The 12,701-nt window shown below is 42.4% G+C and carries 11 protein-coding genes; 2 read left to right on the forward strand and 9 right to left on the reverse strand.

Going from position 1 to position 12,701, the window contains the following annotated elements:
* Nucleotides 1-139: 139 nt before the first annotated feature.
* From ruvB to A0125_RS03525, 9 genes are all read right to left on the reverse strand, one after another.
* Nucleotides 140-1,159: a Holliday junction branch migration DNA helicase RuvB gene (gene ruvB, locus A0125_RS03485; protein ID WP_066752112.1), complete on the reverse strand. Its 1,020-nt coding sequence runs from the start codon at nt 1,157-1,159 to the stop codon at nt 140-142.
* Complete coding sequence (locus tag A0125_RS03490) at nt 1,159-1,899, reverse strand: polyprenol monophosphomannose synthase (RefSeq protein WP_066752114.1); 741 nt, start codon at nt 1,897-1,899, stop codon at nt 1,159-1,161. The genes ruvB and A0125_RS03490 overlap by 1 nt, the downstream gene beginning before the upstream one ends.
* Nucleotides 1,900-1,944: 45 nt before the next feature.
* Entirely contained in the window at nt 1,945-3,429 is a 1,485-nt protein-coding gene (locus A0125_RS03495; protein ID WP_066752117.1) for a peptide MFS transporter, read from the reverse strand.
* A 19-nt stretch (nt 3,430-3,448) separates the two neighbouring features.
* Complete coding sequence (locus A0125_RS03500; protein WP_066752119.1) at nt 3,449-5,224, reverse strand: peptide MFS transporter; 1,776 nt, start codon at nt 5,222-5,224, stop codon at nt 3,449-3,451.
* Nucleotides 5,225-5,348: 124 nt separating this feature from the next.
* Nucleotides 5,349-6,932 carry a peptide MFS transporter gene (locus A0125_RS03505; protein ID WP_066752122.1) on the reverse strand — a complete coding sequence of 528 codons (1,584 nt, stop codon included), beginning with the start codon at nt 6,930-6,932 and terminating at the stop codon, nt 5,349-5,351.
* Between the two features lie 148 nt (nt 6,933-7,080).
* On the reverse strand, nt 7,081-7,971 hold the full coding sequence (locus A0125_RS03510; RefSeq protein ID WP_066752124.1) for a sugar phosphate isomerase/epimerase family protein: 891 nt from the start codon (nt 7,969-7,971) through the stop codon (nt 7,081-7,083).
* Between the two features lie 36 nt (nt 7,972-8,007).
* Nucleotides 8,008-8,739 (reverse strand): (Fe-S)-binding protein, encoded by a 732-nt coding sequence (locus A0125_RS03515; protein ID WP_066752134.1) that lies wholly within the window; start codon nt 8,737-8,739, stop codon nt 8,008-8,010.
* On the reverse strand, nt 8,732-10,057 hold the full coding sequence (locus tag A0125_RS03520) for an MFS transporter (protein ID WP_066752137.1): 1,326 nt from the start codon (nt 10,055-10,057) through the stop codon (nt 8,732-8,734). The genes A0125_RS03515 and A0125_RS03520 overlap by 8 nt, the downstream gene beginning before the upstream one ends.
* 43 nt (nt 10,058-10,100) lie before the next feature.
* Nucleotides 10,101-11,399, reverse strand: coding sequence for a D-alanyl-D-alanine carboxypeptidase (locus tag A0125_RS03525; RefSeq protein WP_197464753.1), 1,299 nt, complete (start codon nt 11,397-11,399; stop codon nt 10,101-10,103).
* Between the two features lie 76 nt (nt 11,400-11,475).
* On the opposite strand from A0125_RS03525, the gene A0125_RS03530 reads away from it, so the two are divergent.
* Both A0125_RS03530 and rlmF read left to right on the forward strand, forming a co-directional pair.
* A complete protein-coding gene (locus A0125_RS03530; protein WP_066752142.1) occupies nt 11,476-11,679 on the forward strand; it encodes a hypothetical protein in 204 nt (67 codons plus the stop codon).
* Nucleotides 11,680-11,808: 129 nt separating this feature from the next.
* On the forward strand, nt 11,809-12,684 hold the full coding sequence (rlmF, locus tag A0125_RS03535; protein WP_066752146.1) for a 23S rRNA (adenine(1618)-N(6))-methyltransferase RlmF: 876 nt from the start codon (nt 11,809-11,811) through the stop codon (nt 12,682-12,684).
* Nucleotides 12,685-12,701: the final 17 nt, after the last annotated feature.

Raw genomic sequence — 12,701 nt, forward strand, 5'->3', positions numbered from 1 at the left:
TGCTTACGACAAAATAATAAACAACCGTATAAATCAAGAAAATTTTTTGGAAAAAAAATTAACCAATAATTGGCAACGTATAAATCATATTGTATGAATCATTCACATAAAATGAACTTAAACGCTTAAAATCAATCGATTAAAACAAAGTGTTGCCTCGTGGGTGTAGTTTGCCCAAATGCGTAAATGCTAATTCCGTACATTCACGACCACGCGACGTACGCATCAAATAACCTTCCTGAATCAAGAAAGGTTCATATACATCTTCAATCGTACCTTCGTCTTCACCCACGGCGGTTGCAATGGTTTTTAGACCTACAGGGCCACCTTTAAATTTATCAATAATCGTTGAAAGTATACGATTATCCATCTCATCCAATCCATGTTCATCAACATTCAGCGCGTTTAGTGCTATTTGTGCGATGGCTTTATCAATAATTCCGGTTCCTTTGATTTGAGCAAAGTCACGCGTACGCCGTAGCAGTGCATTTGCAATACGTGGTGTACCCCGACTGCGTCGCGCTATTTCGTACGCTCCTTCTTCCGAAATGGGAATACGAATAATATGAGCGGAGCGCTCCACGATAGTGGTAAGCAACTTCACGTCGTAGTATTGCAAGCGCGAATTGATACCAAAACGAGCCCGTAATGGTGCCGTTAAAAGACCAGAACGTGTTGTTGCACCTACTAAAGTGAACGGATTCAGACTGATTTGTACAGAGCGAGCATTAGGCCCTGATTCGAGCATGATATCAATCTTGAAATCTTCCATAGCGGAATACAAATACTCTTCGACTAATGGGCTCAAACGATGTATTTCATCGATAAATAAGATGTCGCCTTCGTCCAAACCTGTCAAAAGGCCGGCGAGATCACCGGGTTTGTCTAAAACAGGACCAGATGTAATCTTGATCCCGACACCCATTTCATTGGCAATAATGTGAGAAAGCGTGGTTTTGCCAAGGCCCGGAGGGCCATGCAATAAAACATGATCTAAGGCTTCGCTACGAAGTTTAGCAGCCTTCACGAATATGGAGAGGTTTTCCAAAATCTTCGCTTGCCCCGTGAAATCTTCAAAGGTTTGCGGCCGCAGCACACGTTCTAGCTCTTTCTCGGTGTGGCTTAGCCTTTCCGCATTCGGATCCAGATTCTCGTTCATTATTGACTCCCCTTTCTATTTGATTTCTTAAACAAACTAGCCCATTTCAGACTAATCACTCCCCAGAAAGCTTCTCGAAAAATCTTAGTGCTCATTTTGGAGATACCGTGTGTACGATCTGTAAAGATAATGGGCACTTCTACCACTCTAAAACCTTCTTGGATAGCCTTAAATTTCATCTCGATCTGAAACGCATAACCTACGAACCGAATTTTATCTAAATGGATTGTTTCGAGTACTTCGCGGCGGAAGCACACAAAGCCTGCTGTCGCATCTTGAATATCAATACGCATGATGGCGCGTACATACATTGATGCAAAATAGGACAATAGAACACGCTTCATCGGCCAATTGACCACATTTACTCCTTGTATGTAACGCGATCCTATCGCCATATCGGCGCCCGTAATGCACGCTTCTTTTAAGCGCAATAGATCATCCGGATTATGACTAAAATCGGCATCCATCTCAAAAATATAAGCGTATGAACGCGCTAAAGCCCATCGAAATCCGTGAATATATGCTGTGCCCAATCCGAGCTTTCCACGACGTTCTTCAATGTGCAGTCGATCTGGAAAAGATGCACAAAGATCCTTTACTATCATTCCTGTTCCGTCAGGAGAGCCATCATCTACGATTAAAATATGAAAGTCACCTTCCAAAGAAAACACTTTTCGGATGATCCGTTCGATATTTTCTTTTTCATTGTACGTAGGAATGATTATCAGACTGTCTGCCACGGTATATGATTGATCTAAATGATAAATGTACTAAAAATAATCCTGCTATCTCACGCCGTGCATCAGTCGTTTGATAAATGGCGACAAGGCAAAAATAACCAATGCAGCAATAAAAGAATAGATGGCTAACTGCTGGTATCCATCGGTATAAGCCATCAGCTTGTCAAATGCTGTAGCATTTTCATTTGGTGAAGACATACCTGCGCCTAATAAGCCCGCTACATATTGGCCATAAGCGCTGGCCAAAAACCATAACCCCATCATCATTCCTCCTAAGCGTTTTGGTGAAAGTTTGGTAATCATCGATAGGCCGATTGGCGACAAGCACAATTCGCCGATGGTAACCGCCAGATACGCTAAAGTAAACACACCTAATGAAGTTTTACCTTCAGCGTCTGCAAAAAAACGTGTGCCAAAAAACAGGTAATAGGCCAATCCAAGAAATACAAAACCTAGTGCAAACTTAATGATCGTATTGGGTTCTACTTTCTTTCTCGCCATCGCCAGCCATAGCAGACCTAAAAGCGGACTAAAAATGATGACAAACAAAGAATTTGCGCCATTATTGACGACATTGGGATCTATACGAAAGAACAGAAGGTCGTCATGCAAATTATTATTAGCAAAAAGCGCTAAAGAGCCGCCAGCTTGTTCGAAAATTGCGAAAAACAAGATGGAGAATAGTATTAGTATCAAGGCTGCAATCAATTGCTGGCGTGCTTTCGGATCGTTTTCTCTTTTCATCTGTATGAAAAAGTACCCCAAAGCTATCGGACCGATGATATACATAAAATAATCGGTGTATCGCGTATTGTCAATCATCATGAAAATGAGCGGGATACTCGCCAATGCAGCGAGATAAACAAATACCTCCATGCGAATACGCCGTGCAGCCGGCATATGCAATAGTGGGCTATTTCCAATCGGTTTGATATGTCGTTTGGTAGCCAAGAAAATGATTAACCCGATGAGCATCACTAGGGCCGCAGCGGCAAATGCATAATTCCATGAGTAACTTTTGCCTAAATAGACACATAATATACCTCCTAGCAATGCACCGACATTGATTCCAGAATAGAACATTCCAAAACCGGCATCTCTTCGCGGATCATCTTCTTTGTACAGATCTCCAACCATCGACGAGATGTTAGGTTTGAAAAAACCTGTACCAATAATAGTTAGTGCAATTCCGAAATAGAAATAGTCATGCGGTGACAATGCAATCAGTCCATTGCCTAACAACATCATCGACGCACCAAAAATCAAAGAGCGCTTAAAACCCAAAAACTTGTCGGCAAAAATACCTCCAACAAATGTAAAGGCATACACAAATGCTTGGATGGCGCCATATTTAAGATTGGCATCCCGGTCGGATAGCAAAAGCTGGTCGACCATGAAAATGGCTAATACACCACGCATTCCGTAAAAGCAGAAGCGTTCCCACATTTCTACTAGAAACAGATACCAAAGTTGTTTGGGATATTTCCCTTCAAAATTTTGGATATCTTCTAAGGTCAATTCTTTAGACATACGTATTCCTATTCTGCAACTATTTGACGCCGTGCATCAATTTTTTGATTAATGGATTCAATAAGATGACCAATAAGCCACCCGCCGCCGGAATAAGCGTAAAGAGGAAGAAAAAATGACTTAAGGAATAATTTTCCTGAATCACTTCTACCTGCCCACCTAAGATGGCGGCCAACTTTTGGGCAATCGCTATCGCCAGATACCACATACCAAACATGAATGCCAACATTCGCGCAGGCACCAATTTGGAAACGTAGGACAAACCAACTGGGGAGATAAAAAGCTCTCCAATGGTGTGAAATAAATAGGTCAGCACTAAAAATATCATCGACATCTTTACGCCAGAACCAACTTGCAGTGATCCCATACCTAAGATCAAGAATCCAATGGCCACGAAGAACAAACCTAAGCCGTATTTTACCGCTGCCGATGGGTTGTATTTAGAATCCCAAATCCTAGAGATAGTTGAGGCTAACGATATAATAAAGAAAGAGTTAAGAATTGAAAACCAAGAAACTTTGATAGCAGAAACTTCTGCCGTAAATTCGCGATACAGCATCCAAACGCCTGCTCCCCAAATCAATATGAAACAGATGAAGAGTATAATGTTGGAGGCAGCAGTCTTTGACCAAGTAATGATCGATAAACGCACCAAAACCCACGAAATAATGATCAATGGTACGATGGTCAATAATGTATTAACAGTATTAAAGATATACAGACTGTTGCCCGTAAGCTCTCGATCTACATAATCGCGCGCAACTAAGACCAAGGAGGTAGCTCCTTGCTCGAAACTCATGAAAAAGAATATCAAGAATACGGCTAAGAGAATCACGCCAAACATACGATCTCTGACTACTTTGGCATAACGTACAATACGTGATATCACTAAACCTAAAAAAGTCACCAATGCTACTAACACTACAATGGTCTGGCCACGTAGGCTATCCGTATCCAAGAAGGCAAACATATCCAGTACATTGTTTTTGGATAAAGGATCGTTAAACGCATATGTCAAGCCGACTACAGAAACCAATGCGATCAGGAAAAAATCTAACTTGGTGAATCGATTGTAAGTCGTTTCGCCTTCTTCCAGATTACTCACTGCTTTTTGTTCAGGAGTGGTCGACTTTTTCAAGATACCCAAATCGCCGGTGATAGGTTTTGCTAACCAAAACTGGATCGTGCCTAAAAGCATAAATATTCCGGCGAGGCCAAATCCCCAATGCCAACCCATCGTTTCGCCCAAATAGCCGCACAGCATCATTCCAAAAAATGCACCTGCATTTACTCCCATATAAAAGATGGTATAAGCGCCATCTTTCTTTTCTGGTCTAAAGCGGTACATTTCTCCCAGAATGGCCGGCATATTAGGTTTAAAAAAGCCTGTGCCAATTACTAAGCCAGCCAAGCCAATGAAAAACATAATCGGCGAATTAAATGCCATAGAAGCATGCCCCAATGTCATAATGATTGCGCCAATAATCACGGCAGCTCGCGATCCAATGTATTTATCGGCAATCACACCACCAAAAATTGGCGTGATATACAACAACATGGCATACGTACCATACAATGCACCTGCCTGCTCTGCAGACCAGCCCCAACCTGGATTAGCAGTTAGTACCGAAGCGGTTAAGAATTGTATGAGCAATACACGCATACCATAAAAAGAGAAGCGCTCCCACATTTCTGTGAAAAATAGCACGAATAATCCTGGAAAGTGCCCCAATAGCAACTTCTCCGGCTCGCTATCTATAGCGCCTGCTGGATTTATAGGTGAAGATGGATTCATAAAATATAAAAAGGATGTATTATCAAGCCCCAAAGTTAAAAAAATAAGTGAACACCCTCACCGACTTCTAAAAACAATAAAAGCACCTTTGGAAGGCGCTTTTATATTTTGTATGAAGGTACTCTTACTTAATACCGTGCATCATGCGTTTTAATAGCGGATTAAATATTACCAATAAGATGGCTACGATAATCGGTAAACTTGCGATGATAAGAAAGAAAATCGAAATAGAATATGCATTGGCAATCTGATCGATATATCCGCCCAACCATCCGGCCAAATAACTGGCAATGGCTGTGGCCATAAACCAAAATCCAAAAATTAGACCGACCAGATTTTTTGGAGACAGTTTACTGATGTATGATAATCCTACTGGAGAAATACATAACTCACCCATCGTATGGAAGAAATAAGCTAATACTAACCACAGCATACTTACTGATGCTGTTAATGCACCTTGCGGGATATCGCGACTACCATACGCCATCGCCACAAAACCGAGCGCTACTAATACCAAACCTAAGGCAAACTTGATCGGTCCAGATGGATTCCAGACCTTTTCCCAAAGCTTGCTGAATAGTGAAGCACAGGTAACAATAAAGAAAGCGTTTAAGATCTGAAACCACGAAACAGTTACTTCAGTCGCTTCGGCATTAAACTCATTATTTATTTTCCAGAATCCAAGCACAGCGATAGAAGCAAAAGAAAGCAGGGTAAATAGAATGGTCAGCGGATAAGTATGTATAATTTTGCGCGCCAAACTAAATAAAACATAGGTAACAATCACAATAGGCATCAGCGTCAAGAGGGCGTCGATCCATTTGAAACTAGTGGCCACCGAGCCAGAAAGCACTCGTTGAGTATAATCCTTTGCAAAAATCGTCATGGATCCACCAGCTTGCTCAAATGCAAAAAAGAAAAGAATGCTGGCTACCATCAGTACCCCCGCCACGATAAGGCGATCGCGCACCACGTGGTTAGGCGCTTCTTCCTCTTCTATTACTTCGGCAACTTCTTTTTCTAATGGAATTTTGTGGCTTGGTTTATCACCCACAACACCAAATATTCGCTGACCAAAATAAAATTGTAACATCCCGAAGAACATAAATACGCCTGCTAGGCCAAAACCATAGTGCCAACCTACTTTCTCTCCGATGTAACCACACAGTAATGATCCGAGAAAAGCACCAGCATTAATGCCCATATAGAAAATAGTATAGCCTGCATCTTTCTTCGCGCTAGAATCGGGATACAATTGACCGACCATGGAAGAAATATTGGGTTTGAACATACCATTGCCCAATACCATGAAGGCCAAACCGAGGTAAAAGAAATTTTCAGAAATACCTTCTAAGGCCATTGCCGCATGACCTAAAGTCATCACAAAAGCACCGATTAATATGGCTTTTTTGTAACCAGTCAGTTTGTCGGCGATGATACCGCCGATCAGTGGTGTGAAATATACCAGAGTGGTGTACCATTTGTATAATGACAAGGCTTCTTCATTATTCCACCCCCATCCGCCTTTAGCGATTTCTGAAACCAAGAATACGGTCAGTAAAGCTCGCATTCCATAATAGCTGAAACGCTCCCACATTTCAGTAAAAAATAGCACCAGCAAACCTGCTGGATGCCCGAAGACCATTTTGTCGTCAATACCCTTCTTGGCCAAGTGCTTTACTAGGCCATCGTCGTTGTGTTGGTTCATATAAGTTTTAAAGCAATCTTTGTTGTTGTTAGTAGTTAGCCCAGCAACGCATTGATACGTTTTCGAAACATAATCATGGCGATGCGAGGTCTACAAAGAAAAGAAAAATAACGACATATCTACAGCAGCGTCATAGATCTTTTACACGCTATGCCGTTTGAAAACGCTGTAGCAACTTCTTCGTTAATCTGATGCCTTCCATCTCGTCCAGCTGATCGCCTTCGTATTCAATACCAATATAACCTGTGTAGCCAGCATCACGAACGATCTTCATCATTCTTGCGTAATCGATATTGGCTTCTAGGCCCTGTGCATCAAAAACATTGGTCTTAGCACTAACTCCCTTGGCAAATGGCATCAAATCTGTCACACCTTGATAGCGATCGTATTCATAAAAATTACCAAAATCGGGCAAAGAGCCACAATGCGAATGATTTACAGACTTAAGCACGTTTGAAAGCCATGCGCCATCCGAAGAAATACCACCGTGATTTTCGACCACGACGCTAATACCAGCATCTTTACCATATGTAGCTAATGTTCTCAAGCTTTCGACTACACGCTTTGCTACGTCTTCTGGAGTGCCTTTACCAGCAGCATTTACACGAATGGCATGACAGCCCAATTGATGTGCGGCATCGATCCATTGATAATGGTTTTCTACAGCCATTTTTCTTTTGTCGGCATCTGCATTACCCAATTCACCTTCACCGTCAATCATGATCAGCACATTCTTGACATCATGATCGGCCGCCCGAGCATTAAGATCCTTGAGATAGGTAGTATTGCGTACCTCATCTTTGAAAAATCGACTCACGTATTCTACCGCGTGAATGTCAAATTCCTTAGCAGCAAATGCCGGAAAGTCAATATTCTTGAGATCTCCTTTGCCCATCGTGCGGTGCAACGACCATTGCGCCAGCGAAATACTAAACCAAGGCTTGTTGCTGTTTTGCGCGAACAAATTGTTAACGGGTGCTAGCGCTAAACCGGCTCCGAGCATTCCCATGTTTTGTAAAAAGGTTTTTCGTGATTGCATATTCGTATATTTTAGGTTTTCATTAGTGGTACATTCTTAAATGTTTGGCCAACCGGCCGTGAGTACATCCACCAGATGTATTGTTTGTATCGGGAATTCTTTTTTTTCGATAATGCCTTGCAGATGCAGCAAGCAGGTGTGATCTTGGCAGATAATGTAATCCGCCTTGTTTGCCATTCCGTATTCTATTACCTCTGTACCCCACGCTACCGATAAAGGAACGTAATCGGCCTTTGTCGCTCTGCCTATTTTGCAGCTTTTCGAGGGCTGCTTATCGGTGATTAGCTCTAGCCCGCCAACTTGCTTCAACAAACGCAATGCTTCATCGTGCAATTGATAGCCATTCCACTGCGCACAGGATGGATGAAAAATAGCGGTGGAAACGAACTCCGCTCCAAAATACTCCTTTCGCACGACATTCACCAAGAAATCAGAGATTTCGAAGATATTACGCTGCATTTGTCTGCATTTGTTGTGGTCGGTAGAGTTGGTAAATAGATCATTGAAGCCATCTCGGATCATGCCAACTTCCGTAAATGAAGGTGATACAATATAATCGATTCCTTCAAAATCGTTGAGGTACTTCGCTCCGATTTCCTTAGCTTCCTCCCAGTAACCGGCTTCATATAGGTCGATGCCGCAAGTCGTTTGTAAAGGATTGTAGGATACCTCGCAGCCCGCGCGCTCTAATAGCCGAAGCAGGTGGAAAGCCGTTTGCGGATACAACTGATCGATAACGCCAGGAATAGATAATTCTACTTTATGCATGTGTATTTTTTGTAGCTGTTCGTTCAAATTTGTATAAACTAATCAAAAGAATTAGTCCAATGATAAAAAACACTGACATAAACAGTGCCGAATACCGGATATTATGACTTAGCTGTTCGATGATTGCAAAGCTAAATAAGCCCAATACGATAGCTATTTTCTCGGTTACATCATAAAAGCTAAAGAAGGAAGTCGTATCTTCGATATCGGTAGGCAGCAGCTTAGAATAAGTTGATCGCGACAAAGATTGGATTCCTCCCATCATCGCACCTACGAGCATTGCGAGGATATAAAACTCCACCTTACTTTGTATGTAGAAAGCAGCCACACAGATAAAGATCCACACACAAACTACACCGATCAACACCATCGTATTGCCCAACGGCTTCGCCAATCGAGACATGAGGTAGGCACCGCCAATCGCGATGAGTTGTATGAGCAGAATGGCGGCAATCAATTCAGACATTTCAAGGCCGATCTCTTTCATGCCGAATGCTGTAGCCACGATCATCACCGTTTGTACGCCCATAGAATAAAAGAAATATGGGAATAGAAAACGTTTGATTGCGGGAATAAGTTGAATGCGCTGCCATACACTACCAAACTCTTGGCGCACCTTCTGTCCAATGGTCCATCCTGCCGGCATAGCCGAAGGGCGGCTTTCGGGCAAACGACGAAAAGGAATCTGGGAAAAACCCAACCACCACAAACCTACTAAGAAGAATGAAAGACGCGCTGGTAATGAAGCGTCGGTAATGCCAAACCATTCGGGCTTTAGCACAAATACAAAACAGATTAGTTGCAATGTGACACATCCGACATAGCCATAGGCAAAACCTTGCGCACTGACACGGTCTTGCTCGGCTACACTGGCGATAAGTGGTAAATAAGAATTATTAAATGCTAGACCGCCAATATAACCAGCTGCCGCAAAAGCATATAAAAAGATACTGAGTTCGAGTGTCTCTAACTTAAAAAAGAACAGCCCCATACAGGCTAATGCCCCCAGATAGGTGAAGAACTTCATGAAGTATTTCTTGCGCCCACGGACATCAGCATAGGCTGAAATAAACGGCAAAGCAAACGCCATTATAAGATAGGCTATGGAAAGCGCAAAGTTGGACAATGCTGTATTGACAATCGAGAAACCAAAGAAATGCACCACATCTCCATACTGTTCGGTATAGGTAATAGCAGTGTAGTACGCCGGAAAAATCGTGGAAGTAATGACCAAATTATAGACAGAATTTGCCCAGTCAAACATGGCCCAAGCACGGATGGTTTTGGGATTGTCTTTTTGTAGCGTTTGAATATTCATAGTGTTGGAAGCGAAGATACCATAATTTGGTCAGTAGAATCGATCAATAGTTGTGATGAATATACGTCATAATGCGCACCATTTCCTGCTTCACATCTTTTAGATCACCGAAAATATTATTATTCATAAATGAGAACACATACCGCCTTCCACTAGCGCCAAGCAAGAATCCACTCTGCGCATACACGCCATTAATAGTACCCGTTTTTGCCCACACGAAGGGTTTACCATTAGCTAAGGAATACAAATGACGCAGCGTGCCGCTGGATCTTCCAGCTGGAAAGAGCTGAAGCAGGTCTTCTTCAGAGCCTGCACTTTTCTGCACCATCAAAAGCAATTCGACCATACTTCGTGGCGTCACTTTATTATAAAACGATAAGCCACTGCCGTCATGAAGATCGACCTTGTCGCTAAATAAGGAATAATAGGTAGTAGCCATATATTCGCGCATTCGTGCGGAATAGAATTGATTGAAAATCATAAAAGATGCCGTGTAGCACAACTGCTCTGCCAAAAAATTGTCGCTGTAGAGCATCATCTCGCGTAGCAATTCACGCGTAGGCATCGAATATATATAATCGACATCTGAGGGCATACTATAACTATCCAGTACAGTCACCTCACGTTGGAGCGTATCTCGCAATAGCGTAACGAACAGATCCGTACTGTAAATAAATGGCTTATACGACCTAAAACCCGATCGCACACGATAACTCGTCGCATCGTAGTAATTTTCATGCGGACGACGAACAATGTCGAATCCACCAATTCCTGGCTTCACACTTATATTAGCTTCAAAATAACGAGGATTTGCTCGCAGTTGCCCACCAACATTCTTGAACTGCACCGTGTTTCCGTAAATGGGAAAACTGCTGATATCAGGCTGAAAATCGTTTTGATAATCTTCTGCAGCCCAACCTGCTCTGTAAGCTGGCTCTAGTACTGGAGCAGGTACGTAGAAAAGGTTGTAAGGAGTTTTTCGAAGAAAGTTATACACCTTCCGTGTATCTAGCTTGCGATGCAAAAAAGTAGGATCTCCGGTACCCCAAAATAACAACGAATCGCCACGAACTACGTAAGCGAGACCGGGAATAGAATCTCCCACATTTTGCAAACTTTGCAACAATGTAAACACTTTCGTGTTAGATGCTGGCGTAAAGTGTACCTGCGCATTAATACCATGTACAAACTGCTGCGCTTCTATGTCATAAAGCGCAAAACCATGGAGATGTTGCTGCAAGACAGTGGATTCATGGAAGAGCCTTTGTATGGACGCATCCTGTTGGGCATGCACAAGATGCTGAACCGGTAATAGTAATAGCAGTAGAAACCATCTGATCATAGATGTAAACATACTGAAAAAAACAATTTACCACTTCTATCTGTTTTAATTATGAACCATAAAAAAGGAGATTATTATGAGTACACAAGACCATGTAAACAAAGATCCGAAGTTAACGGAAGATAAAGATGCAACAAAAAATACGACAGGACAGACAAATCCTGAATCAGGGAAAGGTGATGGATACGTTCCACCAGCTCCCGATGTACCATCTGCGCGCAACACAAGAGATCATAGCGGGCCAATTACTAGCAAAGAGCCACGCACAAGACAAGATTAGAGGTATACGGATTGCCAATACGAAACGATAGGCGGATGATCAAATTCATCCGCCTTATTTTTGCAAGTACAACAGTAAGATTAATAATCACCACACAGAATTGGTATCTTTGACCTGTAAACAATTCTCATGGCAAATACATCGCAGACCTTTCACTACAATAACAGACATATTGACGGTTATGATTTCAAGAAACTCACAGTCGCAGAACCTGCACTAAAAGATTTTATACTGCTCACGCCACGCGGCACGGAATCCATTGATTTCAAAAATCCTGAAGCGGTGTTTATGCTCAACAAAGCACTTATAGCCGCTTATTATCATGTCAAAGATTGGAAATTGTTGGCAAATAGCTTGTGTCCGCCCATTCCGGGGCGCGTGGATTATCTACATTATCTGGCAGATCTGATTCCTGATGATAAGCCTATGCGCATTTTAGACATTGGCACCGGATCCAGCTTAATATATCCTTTGCTCGGCGCATCTCTTTTTCCATGGAGTTTTGTGGCAACCGATACACATGCGCCTTCGCTTGATAATGCATACGAAATTTTGGAAGCAAATCCTGAGTTGAAAAAAAGAATATTGCTGCGTCATCAGCCAGATTCTGCTCAGATCCTAAAAGGCATTATTCGTCCGAATGATCGCTTTGATGCTATAGTCTGTAATCCTCCGTTTTACAGTTCGCGCGAACAACACTGGAACAAAGTAGTTAGTAAAAACGAAAAATTGCATCAGGGAAAAAACCTACCAGTACAAAACTTTGGCGGCTTAGCCAACGAGTTGTGGCGCGAAGGTGGTGAGAAAGCCTTCGTTACACAGTTGATTTACGATACGTTGGAATACAAAGATCAACTTCGTTGGTGCACAGCCTTGGTAGCCGACAAAGATCACCTCAAGCCTTTGGTGGCAGTGCTCGAGTATCATAAAGTTCCACAGATCGAAATAATTCCGATGCAGCAAGGTCAAAAAATATCAAGACTACTTGCTTGGCGCGTACGCTAAGCAAGTAGCGCGCATCA

The organism is Sphingobacterium populi (assembly GCF_001586775.1).
In the GTDB taxonomy this organism is placed as follows: Bacteria; Bacteroidota; Bacteroidia; order Sphingobacteriales; family Sphingobacteriaceae; genus Sphingobacterium; species Sphingobacterium populi.